20 protein-coding genes are annotated in these 21,509 nt (G+C 74.4%); 5 read left to right on the top strand and 15 right to left on the bottom strand.

Annotation, left to right across the window (positions count from 1 at the left end; translation table 11 throughout):
- Window positions 1-40: 40 nt before the first annotated feature.
- The gene (locus tag BMY40_RS10155; RefSeq protein WP_093657715.1) at window positions 41-1,675 is read right to left on the bottom strand and encodes a BACON domain-containing protein; all 1,635 of its coding nucleotides are present in this window, start codon (window positions 1,673-1,675) and stop codon (window positions 41-43) included.
- Window positions 1,676-1,925: 250 nt separating this feature from the next.
- Here BMY40_RS10155 and radA point away from each other — a divergent pair, with 250 nt between their 5' ends.
- The gene (gene radA, locus BMY40_RS10150; RefSeq protein ID WP_245769973.1) at window positions 1,926-3,404 is read left to right on the top strand and encodes a DNA repair protein RadA; all 1,479 of its coding nucleotides are present in this window, start codon (window positions 1,926-1,928) and stop codon (window positions 3,402-3,404) included.
- Window positions 3,405-3,452: 48 nt separating this feature from the next.
- A complete protein-coding gene (gene disA / locus BMY40_RS10145; protein ID WP_412697885.1) occupies window positions 3,453-4,553 on the top strand; it encodes a DNA integrity scanning diadenylate cyclase DisA in 1,101 nt (366 codons plus the stop codon).
- Window positions 4,554-4,675: 122 nt separating this feature from the next.
- On the opposite strand, the gene BMY40_RS10140 is transcribed toward disA, so the two are convergent.
- The gene (locus BMY40_RS10140; protein WP_342745069.1) at window positions 4,676-5,500 is read right to left on the bottom strand and encodes a hypothetical protein; all 825 of its coding nucleotides are present in this window, start codon (window positions 5,498-5,500) and stop codon (window positions 4,676-4,678) included.
- 227 nt (window positions 5,501-5,727) lie between these two features.
- On the opposite strand from BMY40_RS10140, the gene BMY40_RS10135 reads away from it, so the two are divergent.
- Together BMY40_RS10135 and BMY40_RS10130 are read left to right on the top strand one after the other, a co-directional pair.
- Window positions 5,728-6,369, top strand: a complete 642-nt coding sequence (locus BMY40_RS10135) for a phosphatase PAP2 family protein (RefSeq protein ID WP_093657710.1) — start codon at window positions 5,728-5,730, stop codon at window positions 6,367-6,369.
- Window positions 6,370-6,519: 150 nt separating this feature from the next.
- The gene (locus BMY40_RS10130) at window positions 6,520-7,482 is read left to right on the top strand and encodes an HhH-GPD family protein (protein ID WP_093657708.1); all 963 of its coding nucleotides are present in this window, start codon (window positions 6,520-6,522) and stop codon (window positions 7,480-7,482) included.
- A 177-nt stretch (window positions 7,483-7,659) separates the two neighbouring features.
- Here the strand turns inward: BMY40_RS10130 and BMY40_RS10125 are convergent, their stop codons facing one another.
- The 13 genes from BMY40_RS10125 to BMY40_RS10060 all read right to left on the bottom strand — a co-directional run bounded on the left by BMY40_RS10125 (window position 7,660) and on the right by BMY40_RS10060 (window position 20,247).
- A complete protein-coding gene (locus tag BMY40_RS10125) occupies window positions 7,660-8,109 on the bottom strand; it encodes a VOC family protein (RefSeq protein WP_093657871.1) in 450 nt (149 codons plus the stop codon).
- Between the two features lie 281 nt (window positions 8,110-8,390).
- A complete protein-coding gene (locus tag BMY40_RS10120) occupies window positions 8,391-10,916 on the bottom strand; it encodes an ATP-dependent Clp protease ATP-binding subunit (protein WP_093657706.1) in 2,526 nt (841 codons plus the stop codon).
- A 786-nt stretch (window positions 10,917-11,702) separates the two neighbouring features.
- Entirely contained in the window at window positions 11,703-12,035 is a 333-nt protein-coding gene (locus BMY40_RS10110) for a histone-like nucleoid-structuring protein Lsr2 (protein ID WP_093657704.1), read from the bottom strand.
- A gap of 172 nt (window positions 12,036-12,207) precedes the next feature.
- Window positions 12,208-12,753: an amino-acid N-acetyltransferase gene (locus BMY40_RS10105; protein WP_093657702.1), complete on the bottom strand. Its 546-nt coding sequence runs from the start codon at window positions 12,751-12,753 to the stop codon at window positions 12,208-12,210.
- Between the two features lie 10 nt (window positions 12,754-12,763).
- Window positions 12,764-13,174 (bottom strand): BlaI/MecI/CopY family transcriptional regulator, encoded by a 411-nt coding sequence (locus BMY40_RS10100; protein ID WP_093657700.1) that lies wholly within the window; start codon window positions 13,172-13,174, stop codon window positions 12,764-12,766.
- A 159-nt stretch (window positions 13,175-13,333) separates the two neighbouring features.
- The gene (locus tag BMY40_RS10095; protein ID WP_093657698.1) at window positions 13,334-13,522 is read right to left on the bottom strand and encodes a hypothetical protein; all 189 of its coding nucleotides are present in this window, start codon (window positions 13,520-13,522) and stop codon (window positions 13,334-13,336) included.
- Between the two features lie 79 nt (window positions 13,523-13,601).
- Complete coding sequence (locus BMY40_RS10090; RefSeq protein WP_143071755.1) at window positions 13,602-14,231, bottom strand: hypothetical protein; 630 nt, start codon at window positions 14,229-14,231, stop codon at window positions 13,602-13,604.
- A 124-nt stretch (window positions 14,232-14,355) separates the two neighbouring features.
- On the bottom strand, window positions 14,356-15,153 hold the full coding sequence (locus tag BMY40_RS10085; RefSeq protein ID WP_093657694.1) for a type III pantothenate kinase: 798 nt from the start codon (window positions 15,151-15,153) through the stop codon (window positions 14,356-14,358).
- Window positions 15,153-16,217: a carboxylating nicotinate-nucleotide diphosphorylase gene (gene nadC / locus BMY40_RS10080; RefSeq protein ID WP_093657692.1), complete on the bottom strand. Its 1,065-nt coding sequence runs from the start codon at window positions 16,215-16,217 to the stop codon at window positions 15,153-15,155. The genes BMY40_RS10085 and nadC overlap by 1 nt, the downstream gene beginning before the upstream one ends.
- An 85-nt stretch (window positions 16,218-16,302) precedes the next feature.
- Window positions 16,303-17,997 (bottom strand): L-aspartate oxidase, encoded by a 1,695-nt coding sequence (locus BMY40_RS10075; RefSeq protein WP_093657869.1) that lies wholly within the window; start codon window positions 17,995-17,997, stop codon window positions 16,303-16,305.
- Window positions 17,998-18,002: 5 nt separating this feature from the next.
- Complete coding sequence (gene panC, locus BMY40_RS10070; RefSeq protein WP_245769972.1) at window positions 18,003-18,920, bottom strand: pantoate--beta-alanine ligase; 918 nt, start codon at window positions 18,918-18,920, stop codon at window positions 18,003-18,005.
- Window positions 18,921-18,952: 32 nt separating this feature from the next.
- Window positions 18,953-19,864, bottom strand: coding sequence for a Rossmann-like and DUF2520 domain-containing protein (locus BMY40_RS10065; protein WP_093657688.1), 912 nt, complete (start codon window positions 19,862-19,864; stop codon window positions 18,953-18,955).
- A 173-nt stretch (window positions 19,865-20,037) separates the two neighbouring features.
- On the bottom strand, window positions 20,038-20,247 hold the full coding sequence (locus BMY40_RS10060; RefSeq protein ID WP_093657686.1) for a hypothetical protein: 210 nt from the start codon (window positions 20,245-20,247) through the stop codon (window positions 20,038-20,040).
- A 99-nt stretch (window positions 20,248-20,346) separates the two neighbouring features.
- Between BMY40_RS10060 and BMY40_RS10055 the strand changes: the two genes are divergently transcribed.
- Window positions 20,347-21,456, top strand: a complete 1,110-nt coding sequence (locus tag BMY40_RS10055; RefSeq protein ID WP_093657684.1) for a DUF5937 family protein — start codon at window positions 20,347-20,349, stop codon at window positions 21,454-21,456.
- The last annotated feature ends 53 nt before the right edge of the window (window positions 21,457-21,509 follow it).

The following is a 21,509-nucleotide window of genomic DNA, read 5'->3' as shown; positions in this document are numbered from 1 at the left end:
GCCCGGGTGCGCCGCCCGGCGCGGCCGGGCCGCCCGGCCGCTAGTCCGGTTGCCCCGCCGGGGGCGGTGAGGGCTCCGGCGGGGGTGTGCTCGACGGCGGCTCGGGGGTCGGTTCGGGCGCGGGCGGCTCGGAGGGCTCCGGCTCCGGGGGCTCGGAGGGGCGCGGTTCGGCGGGCGCCTCGGCGCCGTGCCCCTGGAGGGTGATCACCGCCTTCGCCGGGGCGATCGAGATCCGCGCGGTCCACGCGCCCGCCGGCTCCCGCGACCGGTCGACGGTGACGGCGAAGGCGGCGGACTCGCCGGGCCGCAGCGTCCCGTGCGTACGGTCCAGCCGCAGCCAGGAGGCGTTCACCGAGGCCGTCCAGTGGACCGGGGAGCCGCCGGAGGCGGTGAGGGTGACGACGGTGGCGTCCCCGGACGGCTGGGCCTCGACCGTCAGCCGGCCCGGTCCCGTGCCGTCCTCCCCGCGCGGCGGGCCCTCCCCGCCCGCGCCGCCCGGGCGGTCCGTGCCGGAGGACGGGGCGCCCCGCCCTTCCGCGCCGTCCGCGCCGGCCACGTCGATGCGGAGGCCGGACCCGTCGCGGGAGGCTCCGGTGCCCCCCGCCCGGCCCCCGTCGCCCTGGGGGCTGCCGTACGGGCTGCCCGGATCCCGGCGCTCGGACGCCGAGACGGGGGCGCCGCCCGGGCCGCCGTCCGCCAGCGGCGCGCCGCGGTACGCGGCCCACAGCGCCAGCAGCGGCGCGGCGACGACGGTGGCGACGACCGTGGTGGTCACCGCGCGGCTGCGCAGCCGGTCGAACCGCTCGGCGCGGTCCCGGGTGGTGACGGGGAAGCCGCGCCGGTCGAAGCGCGGGGTGTGCTGGGCCCGCGCGCGCTGCGCGGCGAGCATCGCGGCGTGCACCTCCGCGCGCGGTGCGGGCAGCACGGTGAGCGCGCCGACGTCCGCGGGTGCGGTGCCCGGCCAGGGGCCGCCCGCCAGCACCCGTTCGGCGGTGCGCCGGCACTCGGGGCACTCGTCCACGTGCCGCACCAGCTCCCGGCGGAGCGCGCTGCCCAGCAGCACCTCCCGGTCCCCGGCGAGCCGGGCGACGGCCGGACAGCCGCCCCGGTCGACGACGGCGAGTGCGGTGCGGGTGCGCTCCACCTCGCAGGCGGCGCTGGACAACAGCAGCTCCGTGCCGTCGTGGTCCGTGCCCAGGACGGCCGCGACCTCGTGGACCGGCAGGTGGTGGCGTACGGCCAGCTCCAGGGCCTCGCGCTGCTCGGGGCCGGTGCCGGCGGCCTCCGGCCAGGCGAGCGCGGCCAGCTCGCGGCGGCGCGCGGTGGCCAGGGGGCCGGGGAGCTCCGGGGGCTCGGGGCGGACGCCCTGCCGCTCGGCCAGGAGCCGCAGGCAGGACCAGCGGGCCAGCGCGTACAGCCAGGGCCGGTGCAGCGCCGTGTCGGCGGGGGTGCGGCCGCGGCGGCGCTGCCGCTCGGCGACGGCCAGGGCCTCGCCGAGGACGGAGATGGCCGCCTCGTGCTCGCACATGACGGACAGGCAGTAGGTGAACAGCCCGTCCAGATGGTCCCGGTAGGGATCGACGGGCGCCGGCGGCCGGGCCGCGGCGCGGTGCGTGCCACGGTGCGCCCGGTGTACGCCGGTGGTGTGCGTGGGGTGCTCGCGCCGAGTGCTCATCACCCAGCCGACCGTAGGCGGAAGGCCGGGCATCGCTGGTGATGCTTGCGTGGGTTTAACCCTTACGGGTGACGATCTGCGGTAAAACGCACAAACGCTCAGTGGTGGGCGGCAGGGGGTTGCGCGAGGGCGCACGGGAGCCGGGCCCGTGCGGCGTCCGCCCCGCCGGTACGCCTCGCGGGCCCGCCGCGCGGTCCGCCGCGCGCCCGCCGGGGCCCGGTTGTCAGAGGCTCCGGCTACCGTGAGCCCCATGGCTGCCCGCAAGTCGTCCGCCAAGGACCGCCCCGCCTACCGCTGCACCGAGTGCGGCTACACCACCGCCAAGTGGCTCGGCCGCTGCCCGGAGTGCCACGCCTGGGGCACCGTCGAGGAGACCGGCGGCACCCCGGCCGTCCGCACCACCGCGCCCGGCCGGGTCTCCTCCCCCGCGCTGCCCATCGGCCAGGTGAACGGGCAGGTGGCCACCGCGCGCAGCACGGGCGTGCCCGAGCTGGACAGGGTGCTGGGCGGCGGTCTGGTGCCGGGCGCGGTGGTGCTGCTGGCGGGCGAGCCCGGGGTGGGCAAGTCCACGCTGCTGCTGGACGTCGCGGCCAAGGCGGCCGACGCCGACCGCCGCACGCTCTACGTCACCGGCGAGGAGTCGGCCGGGCAGGTGCGGCTGCGGGCGGACCGGATCGGGGCGATAAGCGACCACCTGTACCTGGCGGCCGAGACGGACCTGTCGGCCGTCCTGGGCCATCTGGACGAGGTGAAGCCCTCGCTGCTCGTCTTGGACTCGGTGCAGACGGTCGCCTCCCCCGAGATCGACGGCGCGCCCGGCGGCATGGCCCAGGTGCGGGAGGTGGCCGGGGCGCTGATCCGGGCCTCCAAGGAGCGCGGGATGTCCACGCTGCTGGTGGGCCACGTCACCAAGGACGGCGCCATCGCCGGTCCGCGCCTGCTGGAGCACCTGGTGGACGTGGTCCTGCAGTTCGAGGGCGACCGGCACGCCCGGCTGCGGCTGGTGCGCGGTGTGAAGAACCGCTACGGCGCCACCGACGAGGTGGGCTGCTTCGAGCTGCACGACGAGGGCATCACCGGTCTGGCCGACCCGTCGGGCCTCTTCCTCACCCGCCGGGACGAGCCCGTGCCCGGCACCTGTCTGACCGTCACCCTGGAGGGCCGCCGCCCGCTGGTGGCCGAGGTGCAGTCGCTGACGGTGGACTCCCAGATCCCCTCCCCCCGGCGCACCACGTCCGGGCTGGAGACCTCGCGCGTGTCGATGATGCTGGCCGTGCTGGAGCAGCGGGGCCGGATCAACGCGCTGGGCAAGCGGGACGTCTACACCGCCACCGTCGGCGGGGTGCGGCTCTCGGAACCCGCGGCCGACCTGGCGATGGCGCTCGCGCTGGCCAGCGCCGCCAGCGACACCCCGCTCCCGAAGAACCTGGTGGCCATCGGCGAGGTGGGGCTGGCCGGCGAGGTCAGGCGGGTGACGGGCGTGCAGCGCCGGCTGGCGGAGGCCGCGCGGCTGGGCTTCACCCACGCCCTGGTGCCCACCGATCCGGGCAGGGTGCCGGCGGGGATGCGGGTGCGGGAGGTGGCGGACATAGGGGAGGCGCTGCGGGTCCTGCCCGCCCGGCCGTCGCGGTCGGAGCGGTCGGAGCGGTCCGACCGCGACGGGCCCGAACAGCCCGGCCGCGACGGGTCCGACCGGAGCACGCCACACGAGGGCCGGAGCCGCCGGTAGACTTTGCCCTGGTCTCGCCCGTACGTACGCATGACCCGAAGGAGTGCCGTGGCAGCCAACGACCGGGCAGCAACCGGCGCCGACGGCCTGTTGCGCGCCTCACTGAGCGCGGTCGCGCCTGGTACGGCCCTGCGCGACGGCCTGGAGCGCGTCCTGCGGGGGAACACCGGCGGGCTCATCGTCCTGGGCATGGACAAGACCGTCGAGGCGCTGTGCTCCGGCGGTTTCGTGCTGGACGTGGAGTTCAGCGCGACGCGGCTGCGCGAGCTGTGCAAGCTGGACGGCGCGCTGATCCTCGACAGGGACATCACCAAGATCGTGCGGGCGGGCGTGCAGCTCGTGCCGGACGCCTCGATCCCCACGGAGGAGACGGGCACCCGGCACCGCACCGCGCAGCGGGTGTCGATCCAGACCGGCTTCCCGGTGGTGTCGGTGAGCCAGTCGATGCGGCTGATCGCGCTGTACGTGGACGGCCAGCGGCGCGTGCTGGAGGACTCGGCGGCGATCCTGTCCCGGGCCAACCAGGCGCTGGCGACGCTGGAGCGGTACAAGCTCCGCCTGGACGAGGTGGCGGGCACGCTCTCCGCGCTGGAGATCGAGGACCTGGTGACGGTCCGGGACGTCTCCGCGGTGTCGCAGCGGCTGGAGATGGTGCGGCGGATCGCCACGGAGATCGCCGAGTACGTGGTGGAGCTGGGCACGGACGGGCGGCTGCTCTCCCTCCAGCTCGACGAGCTGATCGCGGGTGTGGAGCCCGAACGCGAGCTGGTCGCCCGCGACTACGTGCCCGAGCCGACCGCCAAGCGGTCCCGCACCGTCACCGAGGCGCTGACCGAGCTGGACCGGCTGACCCACACCGAGCTGCTCGAACTGCCCACGGTGGCCAAGGCGTTGGGGTACAGCGGATCGCCGGAGACGCTGGACTCGGCCGTCTCGCCGCGCGGCTACCGCCTGCTGGCGAAGGTGCCCCGGCTGCCTAACGCCGTGATCGAGCGGCTGGTCGAGCACTTCGGCGGACTGCAGAAGCTGCTGGCCGCGAGCGTGGACGACCTGCAGACCGTCGACGGGGTGGGCGAGGCGCGGGCCAGGTCGGTCCGCGAGGGCCTGTCGCGGCTGGCGGAGTCGTCGATCCTGGAGCGGTACGTCTGACGCGTGCGCCCGGCCTCCGGGCGGCACGGCGGCCCTGGTCCGCCCGGTCCCGTTCAGCCCCGCCCGGCTCCGTCCGGCTCTCTCCGGCCCCCTTCGGCTCCTCGGTCCGTGGCGCGGGCGGCTCAGTCCTTGGTGAGGACGAACGAGGTGCGCACCTTCTCCAGGCCCTCCACCTCGGCCTCGACCAGATAGGTGCCTGCCTTCGCCTGGGCGCCCGGCGTACCGCACTCGGGAGTGCTGTGCCTGCGGTCCCACTCCAGGGTGCGCACGGCCGTACCGCCCGCCGGGACCTTGTAGAGGGCCGAGCGGGCGCCCTTCGGGCAGTGCTCGGACTTCCAGACCTTCTCGTCGCCGTCCTCGGTCTCGATGATGGTGAAGGCCGTGGCGCCGGTGCCGAAGTCGACCTTGCAGGCGCCGCCGCCCCCGTTCCGCACGGTCAGCCGGAAGACGGGCTCCTCGCCGGGCGCGTAGCGGTTCTCCTCGCTGCGCAGCGTCACCTCGACCGAGCCGGGGCGGCAGTCGGGGAGGGTGGAGTCGGCCGGCACGGCCTCGACTCCGCCCGAGACGACGCCGGCGGGGCCGCCGCCCGCTCCTCCGGTGCCCGAGCCGCGCGAACCGGAACCGTTCGCGCCGCCTTCGCCCTCGCCGTCCGCGCCTCCGCCGCCGGACCCGGCGCCGGCGGACCCCGCCGTGTCGCCGCCGGTGCCGCCCGCGTCTCCCGACCCGCCCGGTCCCCCCGAGCCGCCGGTGCCGCCGTCGGACTCCTCGCGCCCGCCGGGGCGTTCGCTGATCAGGGACTCGGAGGAGGACGGCCCGGGGGTGATGGTGCCCGGCGCCTCGTTGCCGCCCTGCTTCCCGCCCTGGTCGCTCCCGCCGTCGCCGCCCGGCCCTCCGGACCTGACGGCCCATATGACGAGCAGTGCCAGGACCAGCAGGAGCGCAAGCACGACCGCCCTTCGCCTCCAGTAGATGGAAGAGGGAAGGGGTCCAACCGGATTGCGCAGAGATCCCACGCGCAAACCTTACGAGACATCAAGTGCCCCGTACGGTCTTACCCGCCGCGCAGGAGGTCAACTTTTATGATGAGCGGTCCGGCGGGGTCCGACGATCGTCAGGAGTGACGCCCGGCGATCGCAGGGGGTGATCGGCCGGTTTCCTTCCGTACCGTTCACACATGAGCAGTGATCTTCGAAGCGAAGCCCCCGGCACACCAGTGGACGGCTCCCGGGACGGCCTCCACAGCGAGCTCTACCGGGGCGTCACCGACTTCGCCCACGACACCCCCCGCTGGGCGCACTCGCTCGCCGAGTACGGCACCGAGGGCGGGCTGCTGTTCCTCCTCGCGCTGCTGGCGGCGGCGTGCTGGCGGGCCCGGCGCGCCGAGCCGGGGGTCCTGGCGCGGGCCCTGCTGGGCGGGGCGGCGGTGGCGGTGGCGTACGGCGCCAGCGAGGCCGTCAAGCTGGTCGTGCGGGAGGAGCGGCCGTGCCGCGCCGTGGCGGGCGCGCCGGCCCCGATCGCGCCCTGCCCGGAGCCGGGCGACTGGTCCTTCCCCAGCAACCACGCCACCATCGCCGCCGCCGCGGCGGTGGCCGTCGTACTGGTCTGGCGGGCGACGGCCTGGCTGGTGCTGCCGCTGGCGGCGCTGACGGCGTTCTCCCGGGTGTTCCTCGGGGTGCACTACCCGCACGACGTGGCGGCGGGCGCGCTGCTGGGCGCGGCCGCGGTACTGCTGGTGACCCGGTCGGCGGCCGGGCCGGCGACCGTACTGGCGGACCGGGTGCGGGCCGGGCTCGGCCGCGCCGGTCCCGCCTCGTAGGCGATGGCCGCCGCCGGTCCGCACTCCCGCCGGAAAGCCGGACACCGCTCCCCTCGGATGAAAGGGGCACATCGGGACGGGTGGTGCCTGCCGCCCATCGGCGCGGGCCGCTTCGCTGCCGCGCTCCTCCGTGTCAGGATCGGAGACGCCATGACTGCGACCACATCCGAGCACAGCGCCACCGGTCTGACCGCGACCGGCTTCCGTCCCCCCGAGTCCCCCGCCCCCACCGACCTCCACGGACCGGTCATCGACTGGTTCGGCGAGCACGCCCGCGACCTGCCCTGGCGCCGCCCCGAGGCGGGCGCCTGGGGTGTGATGGTCAGCGAGTTCATGCTCCAGCAGACGCCCGTCAGCCGGGTGCTGCCCGTGTACGAGCAGTGGCTCGCCCGCTGGCCCCGCCCCGCCGACCTGGCCGCCGAGCCGCCCGGCGAGGCGGTGCGCGCCTGGGGCCGGCTGGGCTATCCGCGCCGGGCCCTGCGGCTGCACGGCGCAGCCGCCGCCATAACGGAACGGCACGGCGGCGACGTGCCCAAGGAACACGCACAACTCCTGGCCCTGCCGGGGGTGGGCGAGTACACGGCGGCGGCCGTGGCCTCCTTCGCCTACGGGCAGCGGCACGCGGTGCTGGACACCAACGTCCGGCGGGTCTTCGCCCGCGCGTTCGGCGGCCGCGAGTTCCCGCCGACCGCCACCACCGCCGCCGAGCGCAGACTCGCCCGGGCCGTCCTGCCCGAGGAGGACGCGACGGCGGCACGGTGGGCGGCGGCCACGATGGAGCTGGGCGCCCTGGTGTGCACGGCCCGCAAACCGGACTGCGAGAACTGCCCGATCATGGACCTGTGCGCCTGGCGCCGCGCCGGCTCGCCGGCGCACGACGGTCCGCCGCGCCGCGGCCAGAGCTACGCGGGCACCGACCGCCAGGTGCGCGGCAGGCTGCTGGCCGTGCTGCGCGATGCGGTGGGGCCGGTGCCGCAGGCGACGCTGGACGCGGTGTGGGACGAGCCGGTTCAGCGGGCGCGCGCGCTGGACGGGCTGGTCGCGGACGGGCTGGTCGAGCCGCTGGAGAACGGCGTCTACCGGCTGCCCCAGGGCCGCAGCCCGGCCATGTGAGGCGGGTGCGGCGGGCCGTCCGCGCGGACGGTCCGCCGCACCCCGCACACACTCCCCGCTCCCCGCTCCCCGCCATGCCCGTACCCGCCGCCGTTCCGTCGGCTCCGCGATCCCTCCGGACACGCCCCGCACCCGCGGCGGGACCGGTGGGGCGGAGCGCGGGCCGGCGGGCGCGGGTCAGTCGCAGACCTCCGACCACTCCCGGCTCAGGACCGGCCCGACCTCGCGCTCCTCGGCCAGCGAGTACCGGTTGCCGGACTCGTCACGGAAGACCGCCTCGGTGCCGTGCGGCCCCTCGCGCGGCTCCTGGAGGAACTCCACGCCCCGCTCCACCAGCCACTCGTACGCGGAGCGGCAGTCGTCCGTCCGCAGTACGCCCGCTCCGAGGATCCCCCTGCGGACCAGCCCGGCCAGCGCCTGGGCCGAACCGGGGTCGATGCCGGGGCCGTCCGTCGGCACCAGCGTCAGCCCGACGTCCGGCTGGCCCTTGGCCCCGACGGTGATCCGGCGCGTTCCGCCCTCGGTGACGTCGCCGCGCACCTCGAAGCCGAGCTTCTCGGTGAAGAACCTGAGGTCCCGCTCCTGGTCGGTGGACCAGACGGTGGCTGCGGCCAGACCCTTGATCACGGTGCCTCCCATGGTCGCGGACGTGCGGTCCCACCGTGGGCAGCGCGCCCACCGGCCCGTCCCTCCAGGATCGCGCCGTGCGCGGCGGTCCGTCCACAGTGCGGCGCGCCACGGGCCGTCGGGGACCGGACGGAAGCCCGCGCGGGGATCCCCGCGCGCACGGGCGCGGCCCGGGACCGTCGTACGGTCCCGGGCCGCGCCCGTGTTGCTGCCTTGCGGCTCGGTGGTGCCGTGCGCCGCTCCCGCCGTCCGGGCGGGAGCGCCTCACACGTCCCTGCGCCTCACGCGTCCTTGGAGAGGTTCGGGCCGCCGCCCGCCGCCGACTCCACCGGAGGGGCGTCCGGCAGGGCCGACTTCTCCTCGCCGCGGAAGGTGAACTTCTTCGCCTCGCCCTCGCCCTCGGTGTCGACGACCACGATGTGACCGGGGCGCAGCTCGCCGAAGAGGATCTTCTCCGACAGCACGTCCTCGATCTCCCGCTGGATCGTCCGGCGCAGCGGCCGGGCGCCCAGGACGGGGTCGTAGCCCTTCTTGGCGAGCAGCTTCTTGGCGTCCCCGCTGAGCTCGATGCCCATGTCGCGGTCCTTGAGGCGCTCGTCCACCTTGGCGACCATCAGGTCGACGATCCGGATGATGTCTTCCTCGGTGAGCTGGTGGAAGACGACGGTGTCGTCGACACGGTTGAGGAACTCGGGCCGGAAGTGCTGCTTGAGCTCCTCGTTGACCTTGGCCTTCATCCGCTCGTAGCCGGTCTTGACGTCGCCCTGGGCGGCGAAGCCCAGGTTGAAGCCCTTGGAGATGTCCCGGGTGCCGAGGTTGGTCGTCATGATGATGACGGTGTTCTTGAAGTCCACGACCCGGCCCTGGGAGTCGGTCAGGCGACCGTCCTCCAGGATCTGCAGCAGCGAGTTGAAGATGTCCGGGTGGGCCTTCTCGACCTCGTCGAACAGGACGACCGAGAACGGCTTGCGGCGGACCTTCTCCGTGAGCTGGCCGCCCTCCTCGTACCCCACGTAGCCGGGGGGCGAGCCGAAGAGCCGCGAGACGGTGTGCTTCTCGCTGAACTCCGACATGTCGAGGGAGATCAGGGCGTCCTCGTCCCCGAAGAGGAACTCCGCCAGCGTCTTGGACAGCTCGGTCTTACCGACGCCGGACGGGCCGGCGAAGATGAACGAGCCACCGGGACGCTTGGGGTCCTTCAGACCGGCCCGCGTACGGCGGATGGCCTGGGACAGCGCCTTGATGGCGTCCTCCTGCCCGATGACGCGCTTGTGCAGCTCGTCCTCCATGCGGAGCAGGCGCGAGGACTCCTCCTCGGTGAGCTTGAACACCGGGATGCCCGTGGCCGTGGCCAGGACCTCGGCGATCAGCTCCTCGTCCACCTCGGCGACGACGTCCATGTCGCCGGCCTTCCACTCCTTCTCCCGCTTGGCCTTGGCAGCCAGGAGCTGCTTCTCGGTGTCGCGGAGGGAGGCCGCCTTCTCGAAGTCCTGCGAGTCGATCGCGGACTCCTTCTCCCGGCGCACGTTCGCGATCTTCTCGTCGAACTCGCGCAGGTCCGGCGGTGCGGTCATGCGGCGGATGCGCATCCGGGAACCGGCCTCGTCGATCAGGTCGATCGCCTTGTCCGGCAGGAAGCGGTCCGAGATGTAGCGGTCGGCGAGCTGCGCGGCGGCCACCAGGGCGGCGTCCGTGATGGACACGCGGTGGTGGGCCTCGTAGCGGTCGCGCAGACCCTTGAGGATCTCGATGGTGTGCGGCAGCGACGGCTCGGCGACCTGGATGGGCTGGAAGCGGCGCTCCAGGGCCGCGTCCTTCTCCAGGTGCTTGCGGTACTCGTCCAGCGTCGTCGCGCCGATGGTCTGGAGTTCCCCGCGGGCCAGCATCGGCTTGAGGATGCTGGCGGCGTCGATCGCGCCCTCGGCGGCACCCGCACCCACCAGGGTGTGGAGCTCGTCGATGAACAGGATGATGTCGCCGCGGGTGCGGATCTCCTTGAGGACCTTCTTCAGGCGCTCCTCGAAGTCACCGCGGTAGCGGGACCCGGCGACCAGGGCGCCCAGGTCCAGCGTGTACAGGTGCTTGTCCTTGAGCGTCTCGGGCACCTCGCCCTTGACGATGGCCTGGGCCAGGCCCTCGACGACCGCCGTCTTGCCGACGCCGGGCTCGCCGATGAGGACCGGGTTGTTCTTGGTGCGGCGGGACAGCACCTGCATGACCCGCTCGATCTCCTTCTCGCGCCCGATGACCGGGTCGAGCTTGGACTCGCGGGCCGCCTGGGTGAGGTTGCGGCCGAACTGGTCCAGCACCAGGGAGGTCGAGGGGGTGCCCTCGGCGGGGCCGCCCGCGGTGGCCGCCTCCTTGCCCCCGGAGTAGCCGGAGAGCAGCTGGATGACCTGCTGCCGCACCCGGTTGAGATCGGCGCCGAGCTTGACGAGGACCTGGGCGGCGACGCCCTCGCCCTCGCGGATCAGGCCGAGCAGGATGTGCTCGGTGCCGATGTAGTTGTGGCCGAGCTGAAGGGCCTCGCGGAGCGACAGCTCCAGGACCTTCTTGGCACGGGGGGTGAAGGGGATGTGGCCGGACGGGGCCTGCTGGCCCTGGCCGATGATCTCCTCCACCTGCTGGCGGACCGCCTCGAGCGAAATCCCGAGGCTCTCCAGTGCCTTAGCGGCGACACCCTCACCCTCGTGGATCAGGCCCAGGAGGATGTGCTCGGTGCCGATGTAGTTGTGGTTGAGCATCCGGGCTTCTTCCTGAGCCAGGACGACAACCCGCCGCGCGCGGTCGGTGAACCTCTCGAACATCGTTAATCGCTCCTCAGAGCGGTCAGGCAGTAAGGGGTCGGTCCCCTCCCTGTCCTTCCGCAGCTTAGTCCCGCAAGCGGGGACCGCTCATTCCAACTGCCGACACCCGTCCGGATCGCTCCCGCGCTGGCGGGGAGGAGAGCCCGTTACCTCTCGCCCTCGTCCCGAACAGCCGACAACAGTTCCAACCCGATGGTGCGAGACGATGTTCCCGCAGGCCAGACATATCCGCCCGCTTCCACTACGCCGACGGCGAACGCTCCTGGGCCGCCACGTCCGTCCACCGCTCCATCGCCGGTGCCGCACCCCCGTTCCACGTGGGATTTCTTCACCGACTTCTTACCCCGGGACACCGACAGTCCATGCCGGGCGGGGCGGGGGCATCCGCTACTGGCGAACACTCTTGCGCGGCGCACCGCACCTTCCCCACCCGCTCGCCGGGCACCCGGAGCAGCGGTGCGCCACTCTCCGTGACCGGAGCGCGGGCCGGTGGCCGTTCCGCACACGGCGCATGTGACGTACGCGACCGACGTAAGCGACCGGCGTAAGCGGCGCACACGGGGCGCCCCGGAGCACCGGCGGCCGCCCGGAGGCCGGGGTGTGCGGCGCGACGGGACGCGGGCGGCGCCGTCCGGAGCACGACGGGCCCGGCCGCCCGGTCGCAGACGTCCCCGGGGAGGCCGCGGCACGGCTGCGGCCTCCCGGACGGGGCGCGAGGCGGATCCCGCCGGTCCTGTGAGCGCGGCGGCGACGGAGCGCTCACCGCACGCTGCTCGCCCGCGCGCCTCAGGCGTTCGCCTTCTCGTAGGCCTCGCGGATGTTGGCGGGGACACGGCCGCGGTCGTTGACCTCGTAGCCGTTCTCCTTCGCCCAGGCGCGGATCTTCGCGGTGTCCTGGCTCGCGCCGCCGGCGGACGGGCGGGACTTTCCGCGAGCCGAACGGCCACCGGTGCGACGGCCGTTCTTGACGTAAGGCTCCAGCAGATCGCGGAGCTTGTCCGCGTTGGCGGTGGTGAGGTCGATCTCGTAGGTCTTGCCGTCGAGAGCGAACGTCACGGTCTCGTCGGCCTCACCGCCGTCGATGTCGTCGACAAGAAGGACCTGAACCTTCTGCGCCACCGGTTACTCCCATTCGTCGTGTGTGGTCAGTCACCGAAAACCGATTACTGATACTGACGACGAAAGCAAACCGCTTTTCCCGGGAAAACACAAACCCTCGGGGGAACATTGCCGGGCCGGTCCGGCCGGATTGGAGGGATCTTTCGGACATAGGGCGCACGGCGTGGGCACCTCATAGGTGCAGCAGCATCCGTGTGTTACCCAAGGTGTTGGGTTTCACTCGTTCGAGCCCCAGGAACTCGGCCACACCTTCGTCATAGGAACGCAGCAGCTCGCTGTAGACATCCCCGTCCACCGGTGTCTCGCCGATCTCGGTGAAGCCGTGCCGGGCGAAGAAGTCCACTTCGAAGGTGAGGCAGAAAATGCGCCGGACTCCCAGCCAGCGTGCGGTCTGCAGCAACTTCTCCAGCACCAGGTGCCCCACTCCCGTGCCCCTGAGCGCGGGGTCGACCGCGAGCGTGCGGACCTCGGCCAGGTCCTCCCACATCACGTGGAGGGCCCCGCAGGCGACGACCTCGCCGTCGTGGTCGCGTTCGGCGACCCAGAACTCCTGGATGTCCTCGTAAAGCGTCACCGTCGCTTTGTCGAGGAGGATGCGGTCGCGCGCGTAGGCGTCGATGAGACGGCGCACGGTGCGCACATCGCTTGTTCTCGCCCTGCGGACGGTGACCTCGCTTACGGGGCTTGCGGGGCTTACGCGACTTACGGCTTCTGACATGCCGGGGACGCTATCGCTCCGGAGAACCGGGGCCCTCGGCGGGGGCGCCGGGGTGCGTGTCGTCGAGATGTGCGACGCGCAAGGCGTCCCGCAGTGCTTCCGTCTGTTCCGGCGACATCATCCCGAAGAAGGCCACCAGTGCCGCCGCGGGGTTGTCGCTCGCCGCCCAGGCTTCGTTCATGAGTGCCGCGGAGTAGGCGGCCCGGGTGGAGACGGCTTCATATCGATAGGCCCGGCCTTCGCGCTCTCGCCGCAGCCATCCCTTCTCCCGCAGGTTGTCCATTACGGTCATGACGGTGGTGTAGGCGATCGGCCGTTCACGCCGGAGGTCGTCGAGCACTTCTCTCACCGTGACCGGGCGGTTCCACTGCCATACCCGCGTCATCACCGCGTCTTCCAGCTCTCCCAGTGGCCGAGGCACACCAAGAACGATAGCCGCATATGAACGGTATTGAGCGCTTTGTTTTGGCCGGACGGTAAACAAAGAGGAGCGCACACCGGGGAGATGAACCTCCCGGCGTGCGCTCCCGCGCCGCCGCGGCATCCGCCGTCCGGCGGTACACGCCGCCGGTGCGGGCCGCTAGGCCCTGGGGGTGCCGTCGGCCGGTGACGCGCCGCGCGCGGCCTCGGCACGCGCCAGGGCGCTGTCCACCGCGGCGTCCTCCTTGGACTTGTTGGCACCGCCCTGGCTCTTGACGATCGTCACGATGAGAGCGGTGAAGGCCACGGCCATCACCACGGACGGGGTGAGTGCGGCGATGTACTCCATGCCGGATCAGCCTCCTTGGATACCGGACCTCCAGCGTACCGGCGGCTCCGCCGGACCCCGGCGGGGGCCCGGCCGCGCGTCAGGCCGGGAGCGCCTGGCGGCACGCCGGGTACGGACCGCGGGGCGGGAAGACCTCGGCCGGGGTGGGGACCGGGCGCGGCACGGCCATCGGCCGGGCGCGGCCCGGGGACTCGGGGTCGCGGTCCGGGGACTCGGGGGCACGGGGGTGCTCCGAGGGCGCCGCCAGCCGTTCGCAGCGCCGCAGCAGCCCGGCGCGGCGCTCTCCCTCCGCCTCGCCGGACCCGTGGCCGCACAGCTCGCGCAGCACCCTCAGATCCTCCGTGCGCGGCGTACAGCCCAGCGCGACGGCCTCCTCCAGCCGTGCGAGGTACCCCGGGGCCGAGCCCGGCAGCGCGGCGCGGTAGCGGTCGAGGTCCGCCCGCAGGAAGGCCCTCAGCCGGTCCGCCTCACGGCTCGCCTCGTCCAGCGCGTCGGCCAGCCACAGACACGCGCGAACCGCCTCGGCGCGCTCCTCCTCCGGCCCCTCCGGTCTTTCCGGCCCCTCCGGCCCCTGCGACCGCCGCCCGCCGGCGCGCGGGGACGGCTGGGCGCGGGCGGGCTGGAGGACGAGGGCGAGGGCGCTGCGCAGGACGCGCAGCTCGTCCGGACTGAGGAGCATGGCGCCTCGGGAACCGTAGGGCGTGGGCATACGGTGACATTACGGCAGAAGTCGTCAAAGCCGACATATCGCCGCATCGCTGTGTCCCGGCCCCGCATTCGGTCCTGCGTCCGGTCCCGGTCCCGTACCCGGGCCCTGTCCCCCGGCCCCGTGCTCAGCCCCGCGCCATGTTCCGCTCGTAGACCAGGCGCAGCCCGATCAGCGTCAGCCACGGCTCGTGCTCGTCGATCCCCGTCGCCTCGCCCAGCACCATCGGGGCCAGGCCTCCGGTGGCGATGACGGTCACGTCGTCCGGGTCGTCGGCCAGTTCGCGGGCCATCCGCTCCACCACGCCGTCCACCTGTCCGGCGAAGCCGTAGAGGATGCCGGACTGCATCGCCTCGACGGTGTTCTTGCCGATGACGCTGCGCGGCCTGGCCAGCTCGATCTTGCGCAGCTGCGCGCCGCGCACGCCGAGCGCCTCGACGGAGATCTCGATGCCCGGGGCGATGACGCCGCCGGTGTACTCCCCCCGCGCGGAGACCGCGTCGAAGGTGGTGGCCGTGCCGAAGTCCACGACGATGCTCGGGCCGCCGTACAGCTCGACAGCCGCCACCGCGTTGATGATCCGGTCCGCGCCGACCTCCTTGGGGTTGTCCATCAGGATGGGCACCCCGGTCTTGACGCCCGGCTCGACGAGGACGGAGGGGATGTCGCCGTAGTGGCGGCGCGTCACCTCGCGCAGCTCGTGCAGGACGGAGGGGACGGTGGAGCAGATGCAGATGCCGTCGATACCGTCGCCCAGGTCCTCGCCGAGCAGCGGGTGCATGCCCATCAGACCCTGGAGGAGGACGGCCCACTCGTCGGCGGTGCGGCGGGGGTCGGTGGAGATCCGCCAGTGCTCGACGATCTCGTCGCCGTCGAACAGGCCGAGGACGGTGTGGGTGTTGCCGACGTCGATCGTGAGCAGCATCAGTCGCGCCCCTGTCCGTCCGCGCCGCCGCGGGCCTCGTCGCGCAGGTCCAGGCCGATGTCGAGGATCGGGGAGGAGTGGGTGAGCGCTCCGACCGCCAGGTAGTCCACGCCGGTGTCCGCGTACGCGCGGGCGTTCGCCAGGGTGAGGCGGCCGGAGGACTCCAGCTTCGCCCGGCCGGCGACCAGCGCGACCGCCTCGGCCGTCTGCCCGGGGGTGAAGTTGTCCAGCAGGATCAGGTCGGCGCCCTCGGCGAGGACGGGCTCGATCTGGTCCAGCCGGTCCACCTCCACCTCGATCGGCACGCCGGGGAACTCCTCGCGCACCCGCTTGAACGCCTCGGCCACCCCGCCCGCGGCGATCACGTGGTTGTCCTTGATCAACGCGGCGTCCGACAGCGACATCCGGTGGTTGACCCCGCCGCCGCAGCGCACCGCGTACTTCTCCAGGGAGCGCAGCCCCGGGGTGGTCTTGCGGGTGTCGCGGACCTTCGCGCCGGTGCCCTCGAGCGCGTCGGCCCAGGCGCGGGTGGCCGTGGCGACACCGGACAGCCGGCACAGGATGTTGAGGGCGCTGCGCTCGCCGGTGAGCAGATCACGGGTATGGGCGCGCACCGACAGCAGACGCTGCCCCGCCTCGACGCGGTCGCCGTCCTCGACGTGCCGCTCGACCTCGAACTCCTCGGTGCAGACCACCGACAGGACCGCCTCGGCGATCCGCAGCCCGGCGACGGTGCCCGCCTCCCGGGCGGTGAAGTCGGCGGTGGCGACGGCGTCCTCGGGGATGGTCGCGACGGTGGTGACGTCCACGCCCTGGTCGAGGTCCTCCTCGATCGCCATGTGGGCGATGTCCTCCACCTGCACCGGATCCAGGCCCGCGTCCGCCAGCAGCGCGGCCAGGTCCGGGTCCAGACCGCACTCCAGCGGATCCAGGTCGGGACCGTCGTCCGCACCGCCGCAGCCGCAGGCGTCGCCGCAGCCCCCGCCGGTGCCGTTCACCGCCTCGCCGGGACGGCCGAAACCGATCTGGAGCAGCGGAAGTTCGTCGGGCTTGGGGGTGGTCACTGTGTCTCCTCGTGGGCTTCTGCGCCCACGCGGCCACAGCGCGGGCTCCTGATGACATGCGGCCCGGCGGCCGCGCGTGCGACGCTCATGGTGTCCCCCCGCCCGTGACCGGGGGAAACGCGGTCGAGTCGGTCGTACCGACGGCGAGTTCGGAGCCCCCGGCGGTGGGACGCAGGGCGACGACCAGGTGCCGGCGCCAGGAATCGTCGTCCCGTTCGGGGTGGTCCTCGCGCCAGTGGCAGCCGCGGGTCTCGGTACGGCGCAGGGCCGCGGCGACCAGGACACCGGCGACGAGGTGGAGGTTGGCCGCCTCCCAGGTCTCGACACCGGGCTCGGCCGGCTTGCCGGTCTCGTCCGGCGCCAGCGCCGCCAGCTCCTCCACGGCCCGCGCCAGGCTCTCCGCGGAGCGCAGCACCCCGGCACCGGCCGTCATGGTGCGCTGGATCGCGTACCGCGCCTCGGCGGGCGGCAGCGGAACGGTCCGCGTGCCCGCGAGGTCGCCGGGGTCCGCGGGGGCCGGGGTCCGCACGGGGGTGCGGGCGATGTCGGCGGCGATCCGCTCGGCGAAGACCAGGCCCTCCAGCAGGGAGTTGGAGGCCAGCCGGTTGGCGCCGTGCACGCCCGTGCAGGCGACCTCGCCGCACGCGTACAGGCCGGGCACGGTGGTGCGGCCCGCCAGGTCGGTGCGCACGCCGCCGGAGGCGTAGTGCGCGGCGGGCGCGACCGGGACCGGCTCGGTGACCGGGTCGATGCCGTGGGCGCGGCAGGCGGCGAGGATGGTGGGGAACCGCTCCTGCCACATCCGTGCGCCGAAGTGCCGGGCGTCCAGGTACATGCAGTCGGCGCCCCGCTCGCGCATCCGCCGCATGATGCCCTTGGCGACGATGTCGCGCGGTGCCAGCTCGGCCAGTTCGTGCTGCCCGACCATGAAGCGCTCGCCATCGGCGTCGACGAGGTGCGCGCCCTCGCCGCGTACGGCCTCCGACACCAGCGGTTGCTGGCCCTCGCTGCCCGGGCCCAGGTAGAGCACGGTCGGGTGGAACTGGACGAACTCCAGGTCGGAGACCTCCGCGCCCGCCCGCAGCGCCAGCGCGACGCCGTCGCCGGTGGAGACGGACGGGTTGGTGGTCGCGGAGAACACCTGGCCCATTCCGCCGGTGGCCAGCACCACCGCCGGGGCGTGGACGGCGCCCACGCCGTCGTGCCGCCCCTCGCCCATCACATGGAGGGAGACGCCCGCGGCGTGCCCGCCGGCGTCCTTGAGCAGGTCCAGGACGAGGGCGTTCTCCACCGTCTCTATCCCGGCGTCGCGTACGGCCGCCACCAGGGCTCGGGATATCTCCGCGCCGGTCGCGTCGCCGCCCGCGTGGGCGATGCGGCGGCGGTGGTGGCCGCCCTCGCGGGTCAGGGCGATCCGGCCGGTCTCGGCGGAGGTGTCGAACCGCGCCCCGGCGGCGATCAGCCGCCGTACCGCGTCCGGCCCCTCGGTGACCAGGGTGCGCACCGCCTCCTCGTCGCACAGGCCCGCGCCCGCGACCAGGGTGTCGTCCAGGTGCTGGCCGGGGGTGTCGCCCTCGCCCAGCGCGGCGGCGATCCCGCCCTGCGCCCAGCGCGTGGAGCCGGCGTCCAGCCGGGCCTTGGTGACGATCACCGTCTTGCGGCCGGAGGCCGCGCAGCGCAGCGCGGCGGTCAGGCCGGCCACTCCGGAGCCGACCACCACCACGTCCGCGGCGATGGCCCAGCCGGAGCGCGGCGCGTCCAGCCGCAGGCCTGCCGTCATCCCGTTCACCGAACCCCTCCGGGGCGTCCGAGGCGCAGCCGGACGTTGTCGATCAGTCGTGTGGTGCCCACCCGCGCCGCGACCGCGAGCACGGCCTCGCCCTCGTAGGCGCCGGGCTCCGCCGGGATCTCCGTGAAGTGGGCCGGGTCCACCAGCGCCAGGTAGTCCGGCACCAGCGGCGGCCGCGCCCGCCCGGCCTCCGCCAGTACGGCCTCGGCGGCCTGGCGCACCTCGCGCGGACCCGCCCCGCCCGCGGCCACCGCGTCGCGTCCGGCGAACAGGGCGCGCGAGAGGGCCAGGGCGGTGGTGCGCTCGGCCTCCGACAGGTAGCGGTTGCGGCTGGAGAGGGCCAGGCCGTCGGGCTCGCGCACGGTGGGGACGCCCTCGACCTCCACGGGGAAGTTCAGATCGCGCACCATCCGGGTGATCAGGGCGAGCTGCTGGGCGTCCTTCTCCCCGTAGAGCGCCAGGTCGGGGGCGGTGAGGTGGAGCAGCTTGGCCACGACGGTGAGCATCCCGTCGAAGTGGCCGGGCCGGCTGGCGCCCTCCAGGCGCTCGCCCATCGGGCCCGCGCTGATCCTCACCTCCGGCTCCCCGCCGGGGTAGACCTCCTCCACCGGCGGCGCGAAGACGGCGTCGGCGCCCGCGCCCGCGGCCACCACGACGTCCGCGTCCAGGGTGCGCGGATAGCGGTCCAGGTCCTCGCCCGCGCCGAACTGCAGCGGGTTGACGAAGACGGTGACCACCACCTGCCCCTCGGCCCCGGTCCTCTCCCGGGCGGCGCGGACCAGGGCCGCGTGGCCCTCGTGCAGGGCGCCCATCGTCATCACCACCGCCCGCCGCCCCCGGCGCGGCAGGGCGCGCAGCCCGGCGGCGGTGTGCAGGACGGGTACGGGTGTGGGTTCGGCTGCGGGCGCGGGCACGGCTGGGCTCCTGTGGTCGGCGGTCGGTCCGGTCACCGGGTACCCCCGTCGGAGAGGACCTCCAGCAGGTCCTCGGCCAGTTCAGGCCTGAGCAGTCCGCCGGCCAGGGCCCGGTCGGCGGTGGTGCGGGCCATCGCGAGGTAGCCCGCCACCGCCTGCGGGGCGTGGCGGCGCAGCTCGGCGATGTGGGCGGCGACCGTACCGGCGTCACCCCGGGCGACCGGGCCGGTCAGCGCGGCGTCGCCGGAGCGCAGGGCGTTGTCCAGGGCCGCGCCGAGCAGCGGGCCGAGCATCCGGTCGGGTGCGGAGACCCCGGCGGTGCGCAGCAGTTCCATGGCCTGGGCGACCAGGGTGACCAGGTGGTTGGCGCCGAGGGCCAGGGCCGCGTGGTAGAGCGGGCGGGCCTCCTCGGCGATCCACTCCGGTTCCCCGCCCATCTCGATGACCAGGGCCTCGGCGGCCAGGCGCAGCTCCTCGGGCGCGGTGACGCCGAAGGAGCAGCCCGCCAGCCGCTGCACGTCCACGGGTGTGCCGGTGAACGTCATCACCGGGTGCAGCGCCAGCGGCAGGGCCCCGGCCCGCGTCGCGGGGTCGAGGACGGCGGTGCCGTAGCGGCCCGAGGCGTGCGCCAGCAGCTGTCCGGGGCGTACGGCGCCGGTCTCGGCCAGGCCCGCGGCCAGGGCGGGCAGGGCGTCGTCGGGGACGGTGAGCAGGACGAGGTCGGCGCGGGCCAGGACCTCGGCGGGCTCCACCAGCGGCACCCCCGGCAGCAGGGCCTCGGCCCGGCGGCGGGAGGCGTCGGAGACGCCGGATGCGGCCACCGGGCGGTGCCCGGCCAGGGCGAGGGCCGCGGCCAGGGCGGGGCCGACGCGGCCCGCGCCGACGACGCCGACGGTCAGGCGCGCGGGACGGTCCCCGGCGGCGCCGGAGGGAGGTTGGTTCACGTGAGCTCGGCCTTCCGTTCCAGTCCGCAGGACCCGGTACCGGACGATTGCTGCCATGCTACGCGGACTCGCCGGCTCCCCGTCCCGCCCGCCCGCCGGGCGGGACGGGCAGGGACGGGCGCGGGACGGGCCGGCGCGGGGCTCCGGGCCTCGCCGGGCAGGCGGCCGCCCGGTCAGCAGGGCTCCCGCCGCCGGGCCGGCAGCGCCCGGCGCAGACGCGCGAGGAGCGGTACGGCGGGGCGGGGAGCGGGCCGGGAGTCCAGGAGGGCGTCCCGGAACTCCCGGCCGGCGCGCGGGTCGGCAAGGCCCGGCAGGGGCGGCGGTTCCTGCCCGTGCCGGGCGGCCCGGTACTGGGCGAGTGCGTACTCGGCTTGGAAGCTCATGCCCCCACGCTGCGCCCGCCCGCGGCGGCCGGGCACGCGGATTGACCCCGGCCGTCAAACGACGGCGGGGGCGCGGCCGGCGACGGGCAGGATGGCCCCATGAGCCTGGTCATCGACATCACCGGCCTGCCCGGGGAGCACGTCGTCTTCTCCCCCTCCCCGCTGGCGGAGCTGAGCGCCGCCCTGCACGCCCTCTCCGAGCCCTCGCACCACCCCGGGCTGCACGGCTGGACGACCACGACGCTCGCCGGGCTCGAACCGGACCTCGCCGGGCGGCTCTCCGACGCGGACATCCTGTGGCGCTCCACCCGCTCCGACATCCTGCTGCCCGGCGGTCCCCGGCCCGGCGCCACGCTCGCCGAGGAGCTGGACTCCGTGGACCGGCTGGACGACGAGCGGTACGTCCGGGCCGCGCTGGAGATCAACTGCTCCGCCGACTACAGCGGCGAGGGTCCCTCCCCGCTGGTCGACGAGGGGGCCCGGCGGCGGGCCCTGGAGCGGGCCGCGGCGCGCGGGCCCAAGCAACTGGAGTTCGTGCGGCACCTGCTGGCGGACCCGCCCGCCGTGCGGGCCTGGATACGGCGGCTGCTGGAGGACTGCGACCGGGCGTTCTTCGCCGACACCTGGCAGCGGGTGCGCGGGCAGCTCGCCGCCGACGCCCGGCACAAGACGGACCTGCTGCGGCGCAGGGGGCTGGCCGAGGCGCTGGCCGCCGCGTCGTCCGCGATCACCGTGGAGGAGGACGGCGGCGGGCGGCGCGTGGTCGTCGACAAGCTGGCGCAGGGCCGGACGACGGCGGTGGACCCGGCCGTCGGGCCGGGGATGACCCTGGTGCCCACCGCCTTCGGCTGGCCCCATCTGCTGGTGCTGCACGCCCCGGGCTGGCGGCCGGTGATCGAGTACCCGGTCGCCTCGCGCGAGCTGCGCGCGGGCCCGGGATCGGTGGAGGTGATGGAGCGCCGTCTGGAGGCCCTGGCCCACCCGGTGCGGATCCGGCTGTGCCGCAGCCTGGCCCGCGCCCCGTACACCACCGGTGAGCTGGCGAACGGGCTGGGGATCACCGCGCCGGAGGTCTCCCGGCACCTGAAGGCGCTGCGGGAGGCGGGGCTGCTGACGACGCGCAGGCACGGGCGGTACGTGCAGCACCGCCTGGACGTCACCGTCGTGGCGCGGCTGGGCAGCGACTTCCTGGAGGCGGTGCTGCGCTGAGGTCCCGCCGGGTCGGCGGGGGCCGGCGGGGACCGGTGGGGAAAAGACCGGCG

It is taken from the genome of Streptomyces radiopugnans, from assembly GCF_900110735.1.
Taxonomy (GTDB): domain Bacteria; phylum Actinomycetota; class Actinomycetes; order Streptomycetales; family Streptomycetaceae; genus Streptomyces; species Streptomyces radiopugnans.
This window is presented reverse-complemented; position numbering and strand designations above follow the sequence as displayed.